The sequence below is a fragment of the Candidatus Enterovibrio altilux genome (assembly GCF_002381345.1).
In the GTDB taxonomy this organism is placed as follows: domain Bacteria; phylum Pseudomonadota; class Gammaproteobacteria; order Enterobacterales; family Vibrionaceae; genus Enterovibrio; species Enterovibrio altilux.
Window position 1 is genome coordinate 369,934 of the sequence record NZ_CP020660.1, and the last position, 22,805, is coordinate 392,738.

The window sequence follows — 22,805 nt, forward strand, 5'->3', positions numbered from 1 at the left end:
ATATTGAATTGATTATACAACATCAACTTAAAATGCAATGCCTTATATTTCATAGTCGCAACATTTACTACTATCAACCTAATGTGACATTAGCCTTAGCAGTTTGGCATAATTAATTTCGTGTATTCGAATTAAAGATACTCAGGCCAACCCCATACCCTTATTTCACGACATAATCGTAATATTAATGCAGTGTAGTCACGGGATTACTAACGTAAACTTTCTACATTCAACATCAACCACTGCAATGCAATAATTGATGCCGCATTTTCGATCTTGCCATTAAGCACCCATTGATACGCCATCTCTCTCGGTACAATGTGCACCAAAATGTCTTCGCTTTTTTTTGGTAATCCGTGAATACCACTAGCAGTAGAAACATCAACCTGACCCAGGTAAAGATGAATACGCTCTGAGCACCCACCTGAACTTGATAAATAGCTTGTGATAGGAATAAGATTTTCCACAAGCAATCCAGCTTCTTCTTCTGATTCCCGAATTGCTACCATATCAGGTGTTTCATCCTTATCGATGATTCCAGCAACGATTTCTAATTGCCATGGCTCTACATTGGCGACCATTGCTCCAATGCGAATTTGCTCAATCAATATAATATTATCATTGGCCACATCGTAGGGAAGCATAGCAGCCGCTTGTCCACGTTCAAACAGCTCACGTTCAACAGTTTTGCTCCAACCACCAGCAAACAAACGATAACGAAAGCGATATTTTACTATCTTAAAGTAACCATTATATACAAGGTCACTTTGATCAATCTGAACATCATGTTTGCCAAACTGGTTTAACTGTATTTCCTGTAGGATACACTCACCCATATAGCGCTTATATTAAAAGATAAATAATAGCGATTCCATCCCGTATACTGCAATCATAAACCTCTACTTTTTTGGCATAGATTACAGAATAATTTGAATCCCAATTTAATACCGATCATTTTACATTCAATTTTTTTCACTAACCTATCATATTGTTAGTATTCAGTAAGGGTGCATAATTTATGGTAAAAGTGGATACTTTTTGGGCTTTGTTCCCTAATTAGAATTCAGATAATAAATCCCAAATATGATTCACTATTATGCAATCTCTTTCATGTTCAGCATACCTAGCCGAGTCATCTTATTTAATGCTTTTATCCTAGCGTAAATTTTGCTAACCTAAGCATTATGCCCTCTTAAAGCTTAATGTTCCTCCAAAAATTTTTTAATTCAAAACATTACAATATCTGATAAGAAACATTTATGGTAACCATACTTCGCTTCCCAACGCTGATTTGAACCGTATAATTTCTGGTAACTAACCGCTAGATTATACGAATAACTCATTTTCAAAAATTGCTCCTTTTTTTGGTAAGATGAATGGAATCACTCATTTAATCCGAACAGTTTCGTAACATTGTCTGGTCTCGTAAACTCTATTGCCTGATATTACATTGATTTTTCGATAAATTTGGCATAAATTAGGTAACATTGCACTGTTAGTTACATTTGATGAACTTAACTCAGCAACAATGATTGTATGCGTATTTATATCTGCCGCTACATGCAAGTTGCATCAAACTCGCCGTTTGCCACCAGTACCATGCTTTTTGACTTACCATTCAACTTCACCGTAGATTTTTAGCTCCGCAGCATCAATGGCTAAGTACTATATGATTTCTTTATTCTTCGTCTTGAACGTGACATTAACTATTTTAGTTTGTTTGCTACTGCATTAATAATGCAGAGCATGAAGACGGCAGTTAAGCAAGTTTGAAAATAAAAATAATGAATCCTTATAAACCTCGCAATAGTATTAAAAATACACATTTAACCATGAAAACCACTGTAATGGCTAAACTGTATTATCGTGGGAAACCTCCTTTATTTAACTACTAGTGACTTTTTTCCTAATTCAAATTCAGATAACAAATTTTTACATAATGCACTCTTAAACAATCGATTTCGTTTTAGGTATACTTATTCTTGTCATCATATTTAATGCTTTTATCATTGCACCAGTTTAATTAATATAAATTGTATAGTTCCTTAGGCTCGATCTACCTACCAATAATTTTTTGACTCGAACCGTTGCTATCTCTGCTGGAGAAAATTTATGATAACCGGCTGTATTGTCTAAATAAGGAAACTAAATTTTTTTAATCAAAACTCTCAACAGTAAGGCTCACTTAAATATTCAGGTCTATGAACAATCTCCGCAACAAAATAACTAACTAGAAGCAGTATAATCAAGCTTTAATCAATCATGGCTAGCTAACATTCTGTATTGATGAAAAAGCTATTTAGTTATGGAATCACACTAAACAGAGTAATGATGGAAGACCTAGTTTGTTTAGCGACTGAGCCATTACGGTGGTTTTCATGGTTAAATGCACATTTTCACTACCATTGAGATGTCTTAAAGAATTCATTAATTCTATTTTCAAACTTGTTCAACTGTCATTGTCATGACCTCATTATTTATGCATTAGCAAACGAGCCAAAACGATTAACGTCACGTTCAAGACTAAGAACAAAGGAGGCATCCAGCACTTAAATATTGATTCTATGGGGCTCAAGGTTTACGGTGAAGAAAAATGAAAAGTAAAAATGTGGTGCTGATGGGAAATGGCAAGTCTGGCATCAGCTATACAGTTCAAACTTGCATTGAAAAATGAGGTATAGTTACTATAAATATTCTCTATCAAAAACGACAATGTTTCGAGTTAAAGAACTACTGGTAGGGACATTAAGCTTAAAAAATTATAATGCTCAAATTAGCAACACTTACTCCATAGTAAAAGCGTTAAATAAGCTGACAGGACTAGGTACATCTAACACAAAAACGATTGTCTAATAGTGAATCATGTTGGGATCTATTATCTGAACTCACATTAGGAAACAAAGCTCACTAAAATTTTTTATATGTTAAGTTTGGTCTTTCACTAAAAACATTCATGTAATTAGTAATCATCATTATTTTAGTAATGTTATTTTTTGTGTTTTTATCATGGTACATCGCTCATTAAGCAATGCAAAAACCCCAAAAAGAAATGAAACGAATTTTCAAAAAACATTATTATACTTAAATGAAAGGGTGTATATATCATGCTGGAACAAATAAATTTTAGTAGTTTATCAAAGTGTGCTCACAGGCAAGCAAGCGAACATGTGTCGTCTTATTATGCTGCATCAGCAAATCCATCTCCGTTAAGAAACACTTTAACATCAAATGCTAAAACCGATATATGTATTATTGGCGGTGGTTATACAGGGCTTTCATCTGCCCTTTATCTCCTTGAGGAAGGATTTCGTGTGACGATATTGGAGGCTGCTAAAGTGGGATGGGGTGCGTCTGGACGAAATGGAGGACAAATTGTTAATAGCTATAGTCGTGATATTGACGTACTCGAAAAAATAGTAGGTAAAAAGCAGGCGATATTATTTGGAACAATGGCATTTGAAGGAAGCAAGATCATTCGTGATCGTATCACTCAATATGGCATTCAATGTGACCTTAAAGACGGGGGGGTTTTTGCAGCACTGAATAACAAGCAATTGCAAAAAATAACCCAGCAAAAAGCCCTATGGGAACGCTATGGATATAATCAGCTAGAAATGTTATCTCAATCAGACATGAAAAATATAGTTAATTCAGATATTTATGTGGGGGGGTTGTTGGATAAAAGCGGGGGGCATATTCATCCATTAAACCTTGCACTTGGAGAAGCTACTGCAGTAGAAAACCTCGGTGGTAAAATTTACGAACGCTCAGCGGTGATACGCATTGAACATGGTGATCCCGTGAAAGTATTTACTAATAAAGGCTCGGTTACGGCAGCATTTTTGGTTCTGGCGGGTAATGCCTATCTAGGTGGGCTTGTGCCAGAACTGAAGGCCAAGTCGATGCCTTGCGGCACACAAGTGATCGCGACAGAACCGCTTTCGGATAAACAAGCTAAAAGCATACTGCCGCAAGATTATTGCGTTGAAGATTGTAATTACCTATTAAATTATTATAGACTATCTGGAGATAAGCGATTGATTTATGGGGGTGGAGTGGCGTATGGTGCGCTAAATCCGTCAGGCATTAACGCCATGATTCGGCCCAAAATGCTGAAGACCTTTCCCCAGCTAGATAACATAAAAATTCACTACAGCTGGACTGGTAATTTTTTAATGACACTTTCTCGGTTTCCACAAGTGGGACGAATCGGCAATAACATCTATTATTCGCAAGGGTGCAGTGGACATGGTGTGACTTACACACATCTTTTTGGTCGATTAATGTCAGAGGTACTGAAAGGACAAACCGAACGATTTAATGCTTTTGCTGGGTTGCCACACTTACCGTTCCCAGGTGGACATATGTTTCGCGTACCATTTTCGATGTTGGGAGCTTGGTATTACACCGTACGAGATAAGTTGGGTATTTAGCTTGGTTGCTATCTGTATTATTATTTTTCCAGTTTGCAAAAAACGGGGAATATGTAACGTCATTAATTTAAAAACTTTGCTTCCTACTTTAAATGCAGATAGCAAATTTCAATATGATTCACTATTAGACAAGCGCTTATGTTTTAGACATCCCTAGCCCAGTCAGCTTATTTAACGCTTTTATCATGGTATAAATTGCACTAATCTGAGTATTCTGATCCCTTAAACTCAATATCCCTCTCAATAATTTTTTAATTCTCAACATTGCCGTTTTTAATAAAAATATTTATGGTAACTATACCTCGTTTTTCCATACTAATTTGCACAGTATCACACCTAGTAACGGACCACTAAATTACACATATGATCTCGTTTCCAAAAGTTGCTCTTTTCTTAGTAGGATGAGTGGAACAGCTCGTTGAATACGAACGATTCCATAATATTGTCTGGTTATTCTAAGCACTTTCGTCTGATATCTCATTGATTCTTCAGCGAGGCTGTTTAAGCAGGTTAGATAGTATTTCATCATCAGTCACATTCAATGCACTTAACTCAGCAGCAATTATTTCATGCGTATTTATATCTACCACTAAGTGTAACTGGCGCCATACTAGTCGTTTCCCATCAATGCCATACTTTTTTACTTGTCATTCACCTTCTCCGTAGACTTGGAACCCTGTAGAATAATTATTAAGTATGGGATGGTTCTTTTAATCTGCATCTTAAACAGGATGTTAACCTTTTTAGCTTGTTTGCTGATGCATGCAGAGTCAGGGGGAGGGCTTTATTTCCTAATTCGGGTTCAGATAACAAATCTTAACATGATTCACTATTAAACATAGCTTATATTTTAGGCGTACCTAGCCCAATCAACTTATTTAACACTTTTATCATGGCGTAAGTTACGTTAATCTGAGTATTGTGATCCCTTAAGCTCAATATCCCTACGAGTAATTTTTTGACTCGAACCATTGCTGTCTCCGCTAGAGAACATTTATGATAGCAGGCTTTATTTCCTAAATAAGAGACCTAAATTTTTAATCACACTCGAAACAGTTAGGCTCACTTAAATATTTAGGTCTATGAACCAGTTTCACTACGAAAGAACTAACTGAAAAAAGTATAGTTAAGTTTTGATCAATCGTGGTTAACTAACATTCTGAATTGATGAAGAAGCTATTCAGCTATAGAATCAAACTAAGCAGGATAATTATGGAAGACCTCGTTTATTTAGTCACCCCATTTTAAAAAAGTCCATTTTAACGAGTGGGCTTTTTTTGCCTAAACTTTTAGAATTATTAACAACAGAGTTGCCAATACTTAGCTAGTTTTCTTCACTGAACATTACAGCAGGTGACAGGGCATTAATTGTCTCGGTGAACTTGCGCTGACTTTTCAGTGAACTTTTTTGAAAGTCTTTAACTCTCCAAACCATGTCTATTTGATTGTCTTGAGCTGTTTTTCTACTTTCTTCTACTATAGATCTAATTATTTCGGCTTCCTGCGTAAAGAACTGCCTTGTTTACTAATTAGTATTTAAATTATAATAGTCTAGAATGTCATTAAGTGAAGACAAATTCTCTACAAACCGTAAACTTCGACTTTTTAAAGAGGTTGAAGTAAGACGAATTTATTTCATGAAAAGAAAATTTTTTCGAGAAACATCTCTAAATAACTACATCGCAAGTGAAAGAATGATAATACTATACCCAATGAAAGGATAGGGAAAATTAGGCATCAAAACCCATTTTAACCAAAGTACAAACACAACAAATGCAGCCTTCTATCTCCCACTTTTCTCTAAAAATAAACTGGAATGATCAAAATACTGAAACCTACTGGTTTAAGGCAGACGTTTTTTTCAAACGCGGTTTTCTCCTTTAATACAATTTTTTTAGTGAATAAATCGTATCAAATTGAAAATCGTGTCTGCTTTATTTTACTGACTAAAGAGGTCAACCCACCATTAAGGGTGAAGAGCGTATAGAAGTAATGTCAAAGATGAGTTTACTGAATAAAGAATTATACAATAAAATGAAATATGGGACATCAGATCCAGCTGCAATTTTAATGTTAAAAAGTGGAGTTAGTGTAACATTCTCAAAATGGTTAAAGGAAAAGTATCCTAATTGTTGGAACTATAATACTGACAAAACTGGAATAGTTATTAAGAGAAAGATTATTGAAAAAATGATTGAAAATAACGAAAATAGTTTAAACATTTTAGAGACAAGGTTTAATGCAAGCGAGGAGAGACCTAGAATATCTCCTAGCCTTATTATAGTTACTGAAGCTTTTTAGATGTTGTCGTTCCTATTCCATATGTTCTATTCATAACCTTATACATTTTCTTAGCGATTGCTTCTATTACTGGTACAGCAACAGAGTTACCAAATTGCTTGTAAGCTTGCATGTCAGAAACAGGGATAATAAAGTTCTCAGGAAAACCTTGAAGTCTTAAACATTCTCTAGGAGTTAGTCTTCTCGGTCTCTTACCTAAATCAGACTAATCAATTAGAATTTCACTACCATCTTTGTAGTATCTAGCACTAATGGTACTTGTATAATCTGAATCTTTATCAAATAGACTAAATCCAAAACCGTTACCTTTTTCTTTATGTCTTTATTTTCTTTTCATGTTACCAGCCCAAAGTTTCTCTAAGAATGTGTACTTCTCATTAACAGTAGAGTTATCTTCTAAAATATCACCAACTTTAGCTTTCTTTCTCACTGGTATTGGCCAGTTGAACTCAGTATCACAGTCAAAGTTCTGTGGAGCTTAATCTTTATCAAATCCAACAATATAAATACGTTCTTTGTTTTGAGGGACTCCATAGTCATAAGCTCTAACAACTTTAACTTCAACATGATAGTTCAGTTTGTACTTAAAGCTCTTCTTGCTTCTGGTGTAAGGCTCATTTCATCAAGTTCTTTCTTAGTGAAAGATGTTTTACCTTCCAGTGTATTAATAATAGTTTCAAGAGTATTACCTTTATTGTGACCTTTAAGTTGTTTCACGTTTTCTAGTAAGCATGCTTTTGGTCGCTTATCTACGATAATTCGTTGTACATTAAAAAACAGGGTATCTCTTGTGTCAGAGAAACCTTTCTTAAGGCCAGCCTGTGAACATGGCTGACACGGGAAACCACCAACAAGTAAATCATGATCTGGGATAGATGAAGATGAAATTTGAGTAATGTCACCCTCTTGCATGTTCTCCGTAATTTATTCTGTATGTCTTTTGAGCAAACTTATCCCATGCAGACGTAAAATGCACTTTCCACCTAATTCTTGGAATGGAAGACGTATACCACCAATACCTGCAAATAAGTGCATAATTTTAAATTTGTTTTTCCCACGGAACATATAAGGAGGATATAGGGGAAAGTTACTAACCTTTTAGCATATTTTTGAGGTATTTCTTCTTTACCTTCTTCCCATTGCTTTACAGACTTTTGTCCTTTTTTCCCAAGTCCTAGCCAGTCAGCGAATTCCTTGCGTGTAAGGTCAAGCTCAGTTTTTTTATTATATAATTGCTCAAATTCCACTGAATTGCTCTCGAGATAAAAATAATTTTTTTTACATAAAGTATTTTCACAGATAAATCACATAATAAAAATAGCAAGTTTTACTAACGTTAAAAAACTCATATTTTAGTAGAATATAAAACATAACTATTTAATAAATGGAGTTTTATGAGCTTATTGGATTTGGAAAAATTATTCGATTAATGTTCTAAGAAGATGAGGAATGACGCAATGCTTTGTTCTGAGTCTGAAGTACCAAATAATTTCATAGACTATTATGAAGCAAACTATGTTAAGGGTGGAGAAGAGTTTAAACGTGGACAGTATGTTTCTTTTTATAAAAAACAATAAATTCAGGTTTATTCCACATCAATGGTTTTACATAGCAGCTTATTACTTTTCTTATGTCGTAGAGATGGAAAAATATAAAGTTCTATTCAATAAAATCTTTAAACAATTCAATAAAGAACCAAAAATTTCAAAACAGAAGCAACTTGAACCATCTACTGTCGAAAAATATATGAGTGAGATAGATAAGGTGGTTAGCAGCGACGATAAAAAAATTTTTATAAAGTTTTTAACTGATCCAAGTTGGCATCGTGCTAACAAATATTTAGATCGTTCAGATCTTGTTTCTAGTGCTTTATTTAATCTTGCCGGAATAACACATGCAGACGGTGCGACATTTAGTCTAATAAGTAATTTCTTAAACGCAAACCAAAGAGGAATTGAGCTTTTAAGATTAGAAAAAAAGCTCTCACAATGTATCTGTTACCTCTGCAGAAAGCCAGACGAGTGTAAAAGAAAAAATCTTATCGTTTATAAAGCTCCTGGTACAGGGAAGAGTTATTATCTAAAAAATAATTTTTCAAATATAATTAAAACGGTGTTTCATAGTGAGTATTCAAACGCTGACTTTGTTGGATCAGTAGGACCAACTATGGATTATTCAGAAGATAAACCAAAGGTGATGTATGACCTTATTCCAGGGCCATTTGCATTAGCAATAAAGAAGTCAACAATTACACCGACCCAGCCAGTTACTTTATTGATTGAAAAAATTAATAGAGGTGATACCTCAAATATATTTGGTGAAATTCTTCAACTTCTTGAGCGTAATAATGAAGGTAGAAGTGAATATCCAGTATCAGTAAGCTTACCATTTGAGAAGTAGCTGAAAGAAAACTGCTCAGCTTCTTTAGAGGATAACATGTTAGTTATTCCTTCGAATTTATCATTAGTTGCAACAATGAATAGTTCAGACCAAAGAGTTCAAGCAATGGATTCCGCATTCAAGAGACGATGGAACTTTTTATATCGACCTGTTAAATTTAAAGCTGATGATATTTCAAAAATAACAATCATTTATAACGATCATGATATATCATGAAAGAACTTTGCAAACGGTATTAATAAAGTTTTAGAAAAAGTTGTTTTTATGCCTGAAGATAGACTTATAGGACCTTATTTCTTAAAAGAAGGTGAATTTGAATCAATTGATTCTATCTCAAAAAAGCTGTTATTGTACTTATGGGATGATGTATTGAGATTGTCTGGTCGTGAGTTAATATTTGATGAAAACATAACTTCCTTTTTTTGATATTCAAGAAAAGTTCAAAGAAGGAGGCTGTATCTTTTCAAAAGATGTGCACAAAGCTATGGGGGTCCCAGCTTAAGATGAGTAGTTAATTTGAGATCTACAATGATGGAGATTAGCTAGGAGAAGATATTCCTTTAGAGCTTCAAAACTATCTATTGAGCAATAGAATGACGACTTCAAATGGTAAGTCTATACAGTTTGCTGGAGTTGTAGAACTTAATAAAACGTATCTTATATTGCCTAAACGATTTGCAAAAAACAGTTTTGTAGAGCAGATTACTCTTATACTAAAAACTTTAAATAAATTTTCTGGAAAAACAAGGGATTTAGAATTCCAAACTGTATAGTTGGAATGGGAACAATTGTGAAAAAATTAATCTTGCCTTGTACATTCTTAAAGACTGGCTTCATAACGGTTTGATTAAAGATTTAGTTAAAAAGAATAAAAAAATGGAACAGAAAAAATAAATTGGAAGAGAACTCTTGATAAGCACTTGCCAATAGATTCAAATGAATCACCGATTTACTTAAACTATGAAACCTCAGTAGTACAAAAACAATTAAATAGTAGAGTTGCGTTAATTCATAAAAAAATAGTTTCGAGTTGCGATTGAAGTCATCATTGGCTCCTACTAAGTGAGAACTTTATTGCAAGAGAAGTCCATAGCCTTAATTTGAAAGAGAAAGATATTAAGCAGGATATCCTGTTGCTTAGGGAGTTCACAAGGAGTGTGTTCTGTGAAAGAACATTAAACTTACTTAGAATAATAATTGATTACTTGTCTCTAACGAATATTTCCAATAATAGATCTGAGTATGCGTATGGAACATATTTATTCCATGTCTTGTAAAAGGACATTTGTAACACGATCATAAATGGAGATGAGTCCCTTAAAGGGCTATTCCCACAACCAAGATATAGATACAAAGAAGGTATCAGTAGACAAAAGCCTAAAATCTTTATGGAACAAATACCAGATACCTTAGTTAGAAAAGAAGATACTTTAATTGTTATCGATGTAAAGTATTACAATATTAAAATTAAGAGCACTCCAGGTTGGTCTGATCTGGTTAAACAGTTTTACTATGGGTGGTCAGCAACACTAAAAACTGAGTTGAAACTGAGAAATATTCTAGCATTTCCAGGAGAGGAATATTGTCATATAGGAGAAGTATATATGGAAAATAAAACTAGAGAGTATACTGAACTAGGTGTTGTGGAGTGCTTAGAGGTTCCTATTGTTGACTTCATGAAAGCATATCTAAGAAATGATTCAAGCACATACCTAGACAATATTCTTCAAGAGACATCTATTCAAAAATTGATTCATGACTTCATCTATTAAACCAGTAGAAGAAATTCAGATTAATTTAACCGAGGAGGAAACTATGGAATGTCCTCGCTTAATGGTGAACTACTCTTTCAAATCAGCTTAAATCAATAGTCTGGGTCATTTTAATTCGATCAAATTCAGTCACTATTGATTTAAGTTATTGATATCCTACTACATATTCTAAATTTTACACGAGCGTATTTGTTAGGTCTTACTTGAACCTCCATATCGCTCATAAATAAGTCTTAAAACAATGACTTATCGATAATAATAGAGAAGCTTCAATCTGTAATTTGTGAAGCTCCTAAATCCATATGCACAACGTTGAATCCACTTTGCCTTGCAGTTATATCCCTCGGTTCTCCCATTGTTTAAAACGTTAGTTTTAAAGTAATTAAGTATTTGTTCTGACCATTTCATTAAGGTCTTTCGATAATGTAGGACTCTTTTCTGTTGATCTACTCCACTTAGTCATTACGACGGCTTTCATAACTAAATGCGTATTTTCAATGTCATTGAGAGGTCTGCAAAAATTCATTAATACTATTTTCAAACTTGCTCAACTGCCATTGTAATGCCCTCACTGTTCATGCATTAACAAGTGAGCTCAAACAATTAACGTCACGTTCAAGACTAAGACTGCAGGAATTATTCAATACTTAGCCATTGATTATACTGGACTCAAAGTCTACAGTGTAGACGAATAAAAAGTAAAAAAGCACAGCACTGATGGAAACGGCAAGTCTAGTAACAAGTTACATTTAGCGGTAGCTATAAATATGCATGCAATCATTACTTCTAAGTTAAGTGCATCAAATATTACTGATGGTGAAATACTGCTAACTTGCTCAAACAGCCCGCCGAAAAATAAATAAAATATCAGCCAATGGTGCTTACGACATCGTTCGTATTCAACGAGCGGTCCCACTCATCCCACTAAAAAAAAGAGCCACTGTTGGGAAACGAAGTCATCCGTGTAATTCAGTGGTCAGTTACCAGAAGTTATACGGTTCAATCAGCATTAAAAAACGAGGTATGGTTACCATCAACGTTTTCTATCATTGACAACAATGTTTCGAGTCAAAAAATTACTGAAACGACATTAAACCTAAGGAATCAGACAACTCAGATCATCGAAACCTACATTACGATACAAGCGTTAAATAAGCAGACCAGCTTAGGTATGCCTAACACGAAAACGAGCGTCTAATAGTTCATTATTTTGGAATTGCTATCTGCATTCAAATTAGGAAACAAAGCCGATAAAAATAATAAATTATTATGATAATATCGTGATAACGAACTTCATGATACGTTGAAAATTAAAAAATAATCTTTATTCGTACGGAATTAGCAAAAAACACAAAAATGATGCTACTGAACTTTTATTCAAAAAAACTCAAGCTATTTAATTTATCGTCGATAATATCAGATAACAAATCGTGGAGGCATACGATAACTTGGTTCCCCAAACGTTCAAACTCTTTACTGCAAAAAGTAGCCAATATCCAAAAACAAGACAAAATTAAAGAACGAACCGAACAGCAAGAAGTCAATGACATTTTTGAACTATTGAGTGAAGACGGCTCAGAAGCATCTAGTAAAAAAAATGGATTACTCGATATTTATGTTTAATAGACGGTTTTATTTCTTAATTTGTGTTCAGACAGCAACTCTCAACATAGTTAACTGTTGAATGTTTACTTTCATAAACATACCTAGTCCAAGAAGTTTATTTAACGCGTGTATCATAGCGTAAATTTCGCTAATCTAAGCATTGTGCTCTTCTAAGCTCAATGTCTCTCTGAGAGAGTTTTTGATTCAAAACAATGTTGTCATTAATCGAAAACGTTTCTGGCAACTGACAACTAAATCACACGGATAATCTCGTTTCCCAAAAGTTATCCTTTTCTTAGTGGGACAAGTGGAACCGCTCGCTTAATACGAATAGTTTCGTCACATTGTCTGGTGTCATAAGCACCATCGGCTCATATTCATTTATTTTTTAGTGAGCTGTTTGAATGAGTTAGGTAACATTTCACCGTCATCCATATTTGATACACTGAATTGAGCAGCAATAGTTTCACACATATTTACAGCTACCGCTAAATGTAACTTGTTGCAGACTCACCGTTTCCATCAGTGCCATGCTTTTTTACTCTCCATTCGCCTTCACCGTAGACTTTGAGTCCAGTATAATCAATGGCTAAGTGCTGGATAGTTCCTTTATTCTTTACCCTGAACGTGCCGTTAACCATTATGGTTCGCTTACTGATACATGAATAGCACGGGTATAATGACAACAGTTAATCAAGTTTAACAGCGGAATTAATTAATCCTTGCAGACCGCTCAGTAGCATTGAAAATACGCATTTAACCATGAAAACCGTCGTCATGGCTCAGTCGCTAAATAAACGAGGTTTCCTATGATTACTTTGTTTCGTGTGGTTTCATAGCTGAATAGCTTCTTCATCAATCCAGAGTATTAATGAGCCACAATTGATTAAGTATTGATTACGCTTTTTTCGGTTAGTTATTTTGTAGCGGAGCTTGTTCACAGGCCTGAATATTTACGTGAATTTAGCTGTTTAGAGTGTTGATTAGTAATTTAGTTCCTTAACCGAGGAAACAAAGTCGTCCATCTATAAAATAAATGACTCATAGCCTTTCGTGAGTAGGGAAAAATTTCACTGACTTTAGTCTGCATAAAACTTAGATGGAAAAAATATTTTAATGTATTTTATAATCGTTGATACATGCTAAAAAATTGCTTTATAGTGTATTGATTATTTTAATGTATATAATATTCTTCCCAAGAGTAAACACAATATTGACAAACTCTATGCACTTGCTTGAAACGACTCAATAAAAAGTAATCTGATTTTGAAATTAACGTAAGTACTTGATAAAATAATAGGTACATTCATTGAACTAGAGTATAATCTTTGTACAACAGTCAACGAATAGAATACAGAATCTATTTTTAAACAATTAATTATAGTAATTTTCATTCTCTATAGCATTGTTTTGCATCATTACAAAATTAAGTACTTTCAATGATTATAAGTACATCTAAGGAAGATTTTAAATATGAAAGAGATTAATCACCATCAATTTCATCCATGAAGGCTTCAAAATCTTCATCTTCATCAGCATGAACTTCACCATTACGCGCTTTGAATGCTTTATTTTGCAAGTATGCGTCGCGAATCAATGCATATAAGTCTGGTGAATTTTTTAATATTTCTTCTTGTTTAATCAACACAGCTCGGCTTTCCATTCCATCCAGTGTCCACTTTATAATCGACTGCGTAATTGTAAGTAAAGACATTGGTGGGTAAAGGATATCAACCGCGGCTCCCACTCCATCTCTCACCGTTATTGGACCATATACAGGAACCATCATATAAGGGCCTTGACCTATGTTATAATAGCCCATCGCATCACCAAATTGTCTGTCACTTAACTTTGGAATATTTACAGTGGTAGCAATGTCAATTAAACCTGCCACACCAAAAATAGTATTTAGCCAAAAACGATTAAAGTGCCCCAGTGCATCTTTGTTTTCAAACATTAACAAACTACTAAATATGCTTGCTGGCTCTTCGAGGTTACTAATAAAATTTGAGATGCCAGTCCGTGTCCAACTGGGCATATAATTTACATACGCCACAGACAGAGGCCGTCCAACATACGGGTCGAAGTACTCGTAGTTAATTACCCACATAGCACGATTGAACCCCTCAAACGGATCGCTAGTATGTGTCCAACGTATTTTTACATTGGTTTCATCGTCAGTAGTTAACTTCTCAGGTGACTGAGCACAACCGCTCAATCCTACGGCTAAACAAAAAACAAAAATTAAGTCTTTCCACATTGTTATTTTAGTTCCAAAAAATACACTGATCTATGCACAAACAACTTGAATATACTAGTTTGAGCGCCTGAAGCTGCTCATTTATTCTGGATTTCAAAGGCCCTGTAATCGTCGAAAGAGTCATAGTAAATATAGTTTTTTGATTGTTCATTCATCACCTCCCATAATAGTTCTATCAGGGTAAAATTTGAGCTATATATCTAACCAAAGAATATCTTCAGACTCTGATGATTTCAAGCCTATGATAATACACAATAAAATGATTTTATCCGAGCCATTCGGACCTTCAATTTATACGAAATAACCAGATGAGACGGCAAAATTCAAGTTTTCAAACAGCATGCATTCATCTCGAGTACTATCTAGCTGACACACTTCCAACATGCAAATGTTAATTTTCGATCAAATAATGGAAATCTATCTAATAATGTAGAGATTCCTAATGTGGTTAGTAGTATAATTCCGTCATCCAGCCACCCGATAATAATCGTGAGCAAATGTAAAAATTAATAACAGTAACAATCATATGCTGAATAAGTGGATTACGTTGTAAAGGTAATATTCACGTTTAATCAAAGTACCAATAATTCGTAATGCATTGCCTTTAATGTTTAAATATAATAAACGATTGGAAAGTATATTGGATGTTTTCTTCAATGATGATCAAATATATGAGCAATACTTGCTTTAATCAAAATTTCCATGCATCCTATAGCAATTAATTTTTTTGTTATCCAGAAAAGACTTCTGTTCATCCACATAGCTTTGTTCCATAACTTTAGTTCCAATAAAGAATCCCAACATAATGAGCTATTAGACGCTCGTTTTTGTGTTAGGCATACTTAACCCGCTCAGCTTGCTTAACGCTTTTATCATGGCGTAAATTTTGTGAATCTGGACATTGTTAATCCCTTAGGTTCAATATCTCGACACGCAGCTTTTGACTCGAAACATGAGCGCTCCTGATAGAAAACATCTATCGTAGCTAATTGACATGCTGAAGTGATGAAAGTCTCGTTTATTTAGTGGCTTAGTCGTTACAATAGCTCTCATGATCAAACATATATCTTAATACCCTTAAAAAATTTGCATGATTCATCGACTCTGTTTTCAAATTTGCTTAACTGCTGCTGTCATGCTCTCACTATTCATTCATTAGCAAGCGAACAAAAATGGTTAACGTCACGCCCACGATAAAGACTAAAGAAACCATCCCGCACTTAGTTATTAATTCCACCAAGTTGAAAATTTACGGTAAAGACGAATAAAAAGTAGAAAAACATGGCACTGGTGAGAACGACAAGTTTAGCGTAAATTACATTTAGCGATCAGATATCAGAAGTTATACAGTTCAAATAAGCATTAAAAACGAGATATTATTACCATAAACAGTTCCCTACCAGAAATAGCAATGTTTCGAGTTAAAAAATTTTTTGGAAGAAGATTGAGCCTCAGAAATCACAATGCTCAAATTGATGAAACCTACGCCATGATAAAAATGTTAAAGAAGCTGGCCGAGCTAGATATGTCTAAAACGAAGTGGTTGTCTAACAGTGAGACATATTAGGATTTGCTATCTGAACTCAAATTATGAGGCAAAGCCTATCTACGATATCCTTTCAAAAAATAAACACATTATTAGCAAACTCTACACACAACGCATCCAAAAGGAGAATTCACCCCCCATACTCGCTTAAAACGACCCAATTAGAGAAACGATCAGATATTCCAAATCAACGGGAATGCATGACCAAGACATAGGAACATTCATTAACGTGAATATTATTTTTACATTACACTCAACTTAATGAAGACATGACTACAGGACTAGATATACCTAAAATGAAAGTGATGATCTCATAGTTAATTGTTTTGAAATGCGTTATCTGAACTCAAGTTAAGCAACAAAATCATAATAAGGACAAATAAATGTTCAAACTTGGTATCGTTATGGATCCAATTGAGACCATCAATATCAAAAAAGATTCTTCTTTCGCCATAATGCTAGAAGCACAAGCACGCGACTGGGAAATTCATTACATGCAAATGAATGATCTGTCACTTGAGCAAGGTAAAGCTTTGGCTCGCACCAAAATCATCCGTGTGACACAAAAACCTTACAAGTGGTTTGACGTGAAGCACGAGCAAGAAATTGTATTAGCTGATCTTGATGTTGTATTGATGCGTAAGGACCCACCGTTTAATACCGAATATATTTATGCTACCTACATTCTTGAGCGCGCAGAAATTGAAGGTTGCCTGATCATTAACAAACCACAGAGCTTGCGGGATTGTAACGAGAAACTATTTACTGCTTGGTTCCCTGAACATACACCCATAACATTAGTAACGCGCCGTAATGATCAAATCAGATTATTTCACGAAAAGCATGGTGATATGATCTTAAAACCACTTGATGGCATGGGTGGTGGAGCCATCTTTCGCGTGAAGAAAGGAGATCCTAATCTCTCAGTTATCATTGAAACGCTAACGGCACTGGGTCATAATTACTGCATGGTGCAAACCTTCGTGCCTGATATCAGCAATGGAGACAAGCGTATTCTAGTTGTTGATGGTGAGCCTATGCCATATTGCCTTGCTCGCATTCCTGCGAAAGGTGAAACCCGCGGAAACTTAGCAGCTGGAGGGCATGGGGAAGCACGTCCATTGAGTCACACAGACTGGACGATTGCGCGTGCTGTAGCACCCACATTGAAAGAAAAAGGCTTAGTTTTTGTTGGGCTGGATATCATCGGCGACAAGCTGACAGAAATAAATGTTACAAGCCCAACCTGCATTCGAGAAATTGAAGCAGCATTTAATATCAATATCAGCAGTAAGCTGATGGATGTAATTGAAGCACGTTTACAAAAGTAGTCGTTATATTTTTGGGGCAGCAACGACTGCTAAAATCTATTTTTTTTGCTTGCGACTAATGCTAAACATAAATGCCTATATGCCCATGATACTTATCTGTGAAATGGATAACAGGAATGACTAAATTATGACTTTACTTCCTCCATCAAGGAACTAAATTATCAATCTACGCTCTAAACAGCTAACTGAACGCTGTGGGATCAAACTAAGAAGGATAATCATGGGAGACCTCTTTTATTTAGTGACTTAGCTCCTACGATGACTTTTATGATTAAACGAGGATTGTTAAGGCGTTGGAAAGGTCTGCAAAGATTCATTAACTCTGTTTTTAAATTTGCTTACTGCCGCTGTCAGACCCCTACTATTCATGCGCTAGCAAGAGAACCAAAATGGTGAACATCGTGTTCAAAGCGAAGACTAAATCATCCATCCGCTCTTAGCCATTGATTTTACGGAGCTAAAAATTTGCAGTGCAGGCGAATGCCAAGTATAAAAGCATAGTACTTATGGGAAACAGCAAGTCTGGCGCAAGCTACATTTAGTAGTAGATATAAATACGTATGAAATCATTACTGCTGAATTAAGTGCCTCAAATATAACTGATAGTACAGTACTACCTAATGTGTTCAAACAGACTCGATGCAGACTCAATGAAACATCAGGCGATAAAGCTTACGACACCAGACAATGTTACGAGACCATTCGTATTAAACGAGCGGTTCCAATCATTCCACAAAGAAAAGGAGCAACTTTTTAGGAACAAAGTCATCCGCATAATTGAGCAATTCATTACCAGCATTTATATAGTTCAAATCAGCACTGGGAAATGAAGTATGGTTACCATAGAGGTTCCCTACGAAAAACAGAAATGTTTGAATCAAAAAACTATACGAAGGGACATTTAGCCGAAGAGAGCACAACGCTTAGATTAGCGAAATCTACGCTACGATAAAAACATTACATAAGGCAACAGAACTAGGTATGCCTAAAACGGCAGCAAGCGTGCAAAAATAGTTCCTCATGTTGAAATTTGCTATCTGAACTCGCATTAAGAAACAAAATTTAAGGTCATTAGTGCATTGCTTGAACATAAGTATTACCTTGAAATTACAATCAACCTACTGAATACGCAACCCAGCTTCCGGGGGTTTTTACAGGCGCTTTATATAAAATTTATTACATTTGTTTCACTATATCTTGGGCAAACTCAGAACACTTACGTAATATAGCACCATCCATTTGACGTTCAAAATCATACGTTACTGTTTTATTACTAATCGTTTTTTCCATTGAAAAAATTAATAAATCAGCAGCTTCAATCCAACCCATATAACGTAGCATCATCTCGGCAGAAAGAATAAGTGAACCTGGATTTACTTTATCCTGACCCGCATACTTTGGTGCGGTACCGTGTGTCGCTTCAAACAATGCAATACTATTACCAATATTTGCACCAGGTGCGATACCGATACCTCCAACCTGTGCAGCAAGCGCATCAGAGATGTAATCACCATTCAGGTTCATAGTTGCAATAATTTCATACTCTACTGGGCGTAGTAAAATTTGCTGAAGAAATGCATCTGCAATCACATCTTTAATAATGATTATTTTACCAGTATTTGGATTGTTCAACGACATCCACGGGCCACCATCCAGTAAGTTCGCTCCAAATTCTTCTTTAGCAACTTCATAGCCCCAATCTTTAAAAGCACCTTCAGTGAACTTCATTATATTACCCTTATGTACCAACGTCACTGATGCACGATCATTATCAATAGTGTACTGAATTGCGGCACGAACCAAGCGCTTAGTACCTTGTTCTGACACAGGTTTAATGCCGATACCACATTGTTCATCAAAGCGTATTTTCGTGACACCCATTTCGTTTTTTAAAAACTTAATCACTTTGTCTGCTGCAGCAGTACCAGCTTTAAATTCTACACCAGCATAAATATCTTCTGAATTTTCACGAAAAATAACCATGTTAGTCTGATCTGGGCGCTTCACCGGACTAGGTACACCTTTAAAGTAACGAATGGGGCGAATACAAATATACAAGTCAAGCTCCTGACGTAATGCAACATTCAAAGAACTAATACCACTACCCACAGGTGTTGTTAGTGGGCCTTTAATAGCCACTTTATAGTCACGAATAAAATCTAACGTCTCCGCTGGCAACCATTCATCTTCACCATAAAGCAGTGTTGATTTTTCACCTGTATATATTTCCATCCAAAAGATCTTACGATTACCGCAATAAGCTTTTTTAACAGCTGCGTCAACAACTTTAATCATCGCAGGACTAACATCAATCCCAATACCATCACCTTCAATATAAGGAATAACCGGATTATTAGGAACAATCCGCTTGCCATTTTTTATCTTAATTTTCTGACCATCAGTTGGCACGAGTACTTTACTTTTCATATAGCTCTCCTAACGTTCATTTGTTATTTTTGCCTACCAAACAGTATAATTAGCTACAATACTAAGAACCTCAAAAGCTTATATATTGGTACAAAAAATGATGATTATTCTTAATGTAACATATGAGCAAAAAAATACTGTATATTACGTAACACCCCAATCATATTATTTATGTATAATCTTAAGGTTTAATTTGTTACCTAACCTAATTGATAGTATTTCATGACGTTTAAAATTTTTTCAAAAAGAGGCATACAAAAGCCTGCTTTAAAAAAAAACGACGCGCTTCACGCTTACGTTTATATACACCATCACGAGATAGAGGCCCAACAAAAATAATTCTTTTCAACAAACCTTTTAACACATTGACGCAATTTACTGGCGAACCAGGTGACTCTACATTAGCTGATTTTATTCAAGTGAAGGATGTTTACCCAGCAGGCCGCCTTGACAAAAATAGCGAAGGTTTATTGGTTTTAACTAACGACGGTATCTTGCAAGCTCAGTTAACCAGACCAAAATACAAATTAACAAAAATATACTGGGTACAAGTTGAAGGTATACCGACAGAAAAATCTCTTATGCAATTACGCAAAGGTATTGAACTCAACGACGGCTGCACACTTCCTGCTGATGTTAACGTCATACAAGAACCTGATATTTGGCTAAAAAATCCTCCTATCCGGCATCGACGTTCCATTCCAACAACATGGATAGCGATAACATTAAAAGAAGGTAGGAATCGACAAGTTCGTCGTATGACCGCAGCTATTGGTCACCCAACAGTGCGACTCATCCGTTATAGCTTAGGTGATTGGACGATTGAAGCATTATCACCGGGCGAATGGGTAGAAATTTTACTTTCAACAGAACAATGAAAATGTGATTAGGTGCTCATTTGTAATCACGCAAAAAATTTTGGTAAACTCTACTATTAATACATTTGAAGCTAAAAATTTCATCATGTCAGATAATAGCAATAAAAAAATTATTGTCGGTATATCCGGCGGTGTTGATTCTTCAGTGTCGGCCTATCTACTGAAGCAACAAGGCTATCAGGTAGAAGGATTATTCATGAAAAATTGGGAAGAAGATGATAATGATGAATATTGTTCGGCAGCGCAAGATCTAGCCGATGCACAATCCGTTTGCGACAAACTTGATATTCACATTCACACCATTAACTTTGCTGCTGAGTACTGGGATAATGTATTCGAGCACTTCCTGGCTCAATACAAAGCGGGTCTAACACCAAATCCAGACATTCTTTGTAACAAAGAAATTAAATTCAAAGCTTTCTTGGAATTTGCTGACGAAGTGTTAAATGCTGATTGCATCGCGATGGGTCATTATGTCCGTCGCACCTTCCCTACCCATGCTAATGAAAAAGTGCAGATGCTTCGTGGCATTGATCACAACAAAGATCAAAGCTATTTTTTGTACACGTTAAGCCACGAGCAGATTGCATACAGCTTGTTTCCTGTTGGTGATCTAAAAAAGCCAGAAGTACGTCGGATTGCCAAAGAACAAAAGCTCATCACTGCGCAGAAGAAAGATTCAACAGGCATCTGCTTCATTGGGAAGCGAAAGTTTACTGATTTTCTTTCTAAGTACCTGCCAGCACAACCTGGAATTATAGAGACTACCGAAGGTAAAACCATTGGTGAGCATAAAGGTTTAATGTACCATACGCTTGGCCAACGCAAAGGTTTGTTCATCGGCGGTCAAAAAGGCGGAGACGGTCTTCAAGACCCATGGTATGTGGTTGATAAAGATCTAGCACATAACATTCTCATTGTCGCTCAAGGCAGCAATCACCCAAGCCTATATTCAAATGGGTTAATTGCCACACAGCTCCACTGGGTTAATCGCATAACAATAACTGAGCCATTGAAATGCACTGTAAAAACGAGATATCGTCAACAAGACATATCATGTACCATCGAACCTATTGATAGTGACCAGATCAAAGTAATTTTTGATAAGCCGCAAAGCGCGGTAACCTCGGGTCAATCAGCAGTATTTTACTCTGGTGATGTTTGTCTAGGTGGCGGCATCATTAAAGCACGTCTTTCAGGAGCTGTAGTCCGTGGCTAATACTTTATTTGATCGTACCATCGTATTTGCAAGTATCTGTCAATCCGTCAAACTTGTACAGCAAGTGGCTCGCATAGGTAACTGTGATCGCGATATTCTCGGCGTAAGTTTAAACAGTATTATTATCACAAACCCTGCTTCAACCATTGATATTTTTGGTAAAGAAGAGAATCTCATTTTAGGTTTAACAACCCTCATTAATGAATTAGGTAACAGCTCTGATGGCCGTGAACTAACTCGTTACTTAATTAATATCCTCGCGTTGGAACGTAAGCTAACTGGTCACAGACATAGCCTTTCTCAGCTAGCTGACCGTTTAGATACAGTCCAACGTCAGCTCAAACATTTTGATCTGCTCGATGAGCAAATGATTAGTAATCTCGCGAGTATATATTTAGATACTATTAGCCCATTGGGGACACGCATTCAAGTCACAGGCACTTCTGCCCAATTGCAAATAACAGCCGTTCAACATAAAGTGCGTGCACTCTTATTATCAGGTATCCGCAGCGCAGTGCTTTGGCGTCACATTGGAGGTAAACGTCGCCACCTTATTTTTGGTCGTAAGCAAATGATTGAGCAGGCTAAAGTCATCTTAGCCAGGCATTCATAATCAATAATCTAGGAGAGAAC

Annotated in this window: 22 protein-coding genes and 4 pseudogenes; 14 read left to right on the forward strand and 12 right to left on the reverse strand. The window is 35.7% G+C overall.

Annotated features, from left to right (window positions below; genetic code table 11):
• Positions 1-209: 209 nt before the first annotated feature.
• Both nudF and BTN50_RS09670 read right to left on the reverse strand, forming a co-directional pair.
• Positions 210-836 (reverse strand): ADP-ribose diphosphatase, encoded by a 627-nt coding sequence (nudF, locus tag BTN50_RS01590; protein ID WP_096618782.1) that lies wholly within the window; start codon positions 834-836, stop codon positions 210-212.
• A 550-nt stretch (positions 837-1,386) separates the two neighbouring features.
• A complete protein-coding gene (locus BTN50_RS09670; protein WP_150137402.1) occupies positions 1,387-1,566 on the reverse strand; it encodes a hypothetical protein in 180 nt (59 codons plus the stop codon).
• 689 nt (positions 1,567-2,255) lie between these two features.
• Between BTN50_RS09670 and BTN50_RS01595 the strand changes: the two are divergent.
• Together BTN50_RS01595 and BTN50_RS01600 are read left to right on the forward strand one after the other, a co-directional pair.
• A pseudogene (locus BTN50_RS01595) lies at positions 2,256-2,853 on the forward strand (transposase).
• A 251-nt stretch (positions 2,854-3,104) separates the two neighbouring features.
• The gene (locus tag BTN50_RS01600; RefSeq protein ID WP_096618783.1) at positions 3,105-4,433 is read left to right on the forward strand and encodes an NAD(P)/FAD-dependent oxidoreductase; all 1,329 of its coding nucleotides are present in this window, start codon (positions 3,105-3,107) and stop codon (positions 4,431-4,433) included.
• Positions 4,434-4,788: 355 nt separating this feature from the next.
• Here BTN50_RS01600 and BTN50_RS11750 read toward each other — a convergent pair whose 3' ends face one another.
• Positions 4,789-4,914 (reverse strand): hypothetical protein, encoded by a 126-nt coding sequence (locus tag BTN50_RS11750; protein ID WP_256386975.1) that lies wholly within the window; start codon positions 4,912-4,914, stop codon positions 4,789-4,791.
• Positions 4,915-5,276: 362 nt separating this feature from the next.
• Positions 5,277-5,405 carry a hypothetical protein gene (locus BTN50_RS09280; RefSeq protein ID WP_394336761.1) on the reverse strand — a complete coding sequence of 43 codons (129 nt, stop codon included), beginning with the start codon at positions 5,403-5,405 and terminating at the stop codon, positions 5,277-5,279.
• Positions 5,406-6,467: 1,062 nt separating this feature from the next.
• Here BTN50_RS09280 and BTN50_RS01605 point away from each other — a divergent pair.
• Positions 6,468-6,734 (forward strand): hypothetical protein, encoded by a 267-nt coding sequence (locus BTN50_RS01605; protein ID WP_150149082.1) that lies wholly within the window; start codon positions 6,468-6,470, stop codon positions 6,732-6,734.
• Here BTN50_RS01605 and BTN50_RS10775 read toward each other — a convergent pair.
• The 4 genes and pseudogenes from BTN50_RS10775 to BTN50_RS10355 all read right to left on the reverse strand — a co-directional run.
• A pseudogene (locus BTN50_RS10775) lies at positions 6,718-6,867 on the reverse strand (DNA cytosine methyltransferase); the annotation flags it as partial. The gene BTN50_RS01605 and the pseudogene BTN50_RS10775 overlap by 17 nt on opposite strands.
• Positions 6,868-7,212: 345 nt before the next feature.
• Positions 7,213-7,311, reverse strand: coding sequence for a DNA cytosine methyltransferase (locus tag BTN50_RS11950; protein WP_150137410.1), 99 nt, complete (start codon positions 7,309-7,311; stop codon positions 7,213-7,215).
• Positions 7,308-7,646 (reverse strand): DNA (cytosine-5-)-methyltransferase, encoded by a 339-nt coding sequence (gene dcm, locus BTN50_RS10780; RefSeq protein WP_150137403.1) that lies wholly within the window; start codon positions 7,644-7,646, stop codon positions 7,308-7,310. The genes BTN50_RS11950 and dcm overlap by 4 nt, the downstream gene beginning before the upstream one ends.
• Positions 7,647-7,717: 71 nt before the next feature.
• Positions 7,718-7,981, reverse strand: coding sequence for a hypothetical protein (locus BTN50_RS10355; RefSeq protein ID WP_190319755.1), 264 nt, complete (start codon positions 7,979-7,981; stop codon positions 7,718-7,720).
• A 295-nt stretch (positions 7,982-8,276) separates the two neighbouring features.
• On the opposite strand from BTN50_RS10355, the gene BTN50_RS01615 reads away from it, so the two are divergent.
• Both BTN50_RS01615 and BTN50_RS01630 read left to right on the forward strand, forming a co-directional pair.
• On the forward strand, positions 8,277-9,134 hold the full coding sequence (locus BTN50_RS01615; RefSeq protein WP_151897946.1) for a 5-methylcytosine-specific restriction endonuclease subunit McrB: 858 nt from the start codon (positions 8,277-8,279) through the stop codon (positions 9,132-9,134).
• A 1,283-nt stretch (positions 9,135-10,417) separates the two neighbouring features.
• Positions 10,418-10,906 carry an LlaJI family restriction endonuclease gene (locus BTN50_RS01630; protein WP_096618788.1) on the forward strand — a complete coding sequence of 163 codons (489 nt, stop codon included), beginning with the start codon at positions 10,418-10,420 and terminating at the stop codon, positions 10,904-10,906.
• 246 nt (positions 10,907-11,152) lie between these two features.
• Here the strand turns inward: BTN50_RS01630 and BTN50_RS11955 are convergent.
• Positions 11,153-11,317: pseudogene (locus tag BTN50_RS11955) on the reverse strand (transposase); the annotation flags it as partial.
• A 532-nt stretch (positions 11,318-11,849) separates the two neighbouring features.
• On the opposite strand from BTN50_RS11955, the gene BTN50_RS09675 reads away from it, so the two are divergent.
• Positions 11,850-12,104 carry a hypothetical protein gene (locus BTN50_RS09675; protein ID WP_150137407.1) on the forward strand — a complete coding sequence of 85 codons (255 nt, stop codon included), beginning with the start codon at positions 11,850-11,852 and terminating at the stop codon, positions 12,102-12,104.
• 158 nt (positions 12,105-12,262) lie between these two features.
• Complete coding sequence (locus BTN50_RS01640) at positions 12,263-12,529, forward strand: hypothetical protein (RefSeq protein ID WP_096618790.1); 267 nt, start codon at positions 12,263-12,265, stop codon at positions 12,527-12,529.
• Between the two features lie 138 nt (positions 12,530-12,667).
• On the opposite strand, the pseudogene BTN50_RS10785 reads toward BTN50_RS01640, so the two are convergent.
• Together BTN50_RS10785 and BTN50_RS01645 are read right to left on the reverse strand one after the other, a co-directional pair.
• Positions 12,668-13,452, reverse strand: a pseudogene (locus tag BTN50_RS10785) (IS5 family transposase); the annotation flags it as partial.
• A 542-nt stretch (positions 13,453-13,994) separates the two neighbouring features.
• On the reverse strand, positions 13,995-14,771 hold the full coding sequence (locus tag BTN50_RS01645; protein WP_096618791.1) for an MlaA family lipoprotein: 777 nt from the start codon (positions 14,769-14,771) through the stop codon (positions 13,995-13,997).
• Between the two features lie 1,172 nt (positions 14,772-15,943).
• Between BTN50_RS01645 and BTN50_RS01650 the strand changes: the two genes are divergently transcribed.
• From BTN50_RS01650 to BTN50_RS11960, 4 genes are all read left to right on the forward strand, one after another.
• Positions 15,944-16,039 (forward strand): hypothetical protein, encoded by a 96-nt coding sequence (locus tag BTN50_RS01650; protein ID WP_096618792.1) that lies wholly within the window; start codon positions 15,944-15,946, stop codon positions 16,037-16,039.
• 143 nt (positions 16,040-16,182) lie between these two features.
• The gene (locus BTN50_RS09895; RefSeq protein ID WP_161492893.1) at positions 16,183-16,338 is read left to right on the forward strand and encodes a hypothetical protein; all 156 of its coding nucleotides are present in this window, start codon (positions 16,183-16,185) and stop codon (positions 16,336-16,338) included.
• A gap of 362 nt (positions 16,339-16,700) precedes the next feature.
• Positions 16,701-17,648 (forward strand): glutathione synthase, encoded by a 948-nt coding sequence (gshB, locus tag BTN50_RS01655; protein ID WP_096618793.1) that lies wholly within the window; start codon positions 16,701-16,703, stop codon positions 17,646-17,648.
• Between the two features lie 568 nt (positions 17,649-18,216).
• The gene (locus BTN50_RS11960; protein ID WP_394336771.1) at positions 18,217-18,405 is read left to right on the forward strand and encodes a hypothetical protein; all 189 of its coding nucleotides are present in this window, start codon (positions 18,217-18,219) and stop codon (positions 18,403-18,405) included.
• Between the two features lie 419 nt (positions 18,406-18,824).
• Here the strand turns inward: BTN50_RS11960 and icd are convergent, their stop codons facing one another.
• Positions 18,825-20,075 (reverse strand): NADP-dependent isocitrate dehydrogenase, encoded by a 1,251-nt coding sequence (icd, locus tag BTN50_RS01665; RefSeq protein ID WP_096618795.1) that lies wholly within the window; start codon positions 20,073-20,075, stop codon positions 18,825-18,827.
• A gap of 335 nt (positions 20,076-20,410) precedes the next feature.
• On the opposite strand from icd, the gene BTN50_RS01670 reads away from it, so the two are divergent.
• The 3 genes from BTN50_RS01670 (at position 20,411) to hflD (ending at position 22,785) form a co-directional block, all read left to right on the forward strand.
• Entirely contained in the window at positions 20,411-20,953 is a 543-nt protein-coding gene (locus BTN50_RS01670; RefSeq protein WP_096618796.1) for a pseudouridine synthase, read from the forward strand.
• Between the two features lie 85 nt (positions 20,954-21,038).
• Positions 21,039-22,172, forward strand: a complete 1,134-nt coding sequence (gene mnmA, locus BTN50_RS01675) for a tRNA 2-thiouridine(34) synthase MnmA (RefSeq protein ID WP_096619510.1) — start codon at positions 21,039-21,041, stop codon at positions 22,170-22,172.
• Positions 22,165-22,785 (forward strand): high frequency lysogenization protein HflD, encoded by a 621-nt coding sequence (gene hflD, locus BTN50_RS01680; RefSeq protein WP_096618797.1) that lies wholly within the window; start codon positions 22,165-22,167, stop codon positions 22,783-22,785. The genes mnmA and hflD overlap by 8 nt, the downstream gene beginning before the upstream one ends.
• The last annotated feature ends 20 nt before the right edge of the window (positions 22,786-22,805 follow it).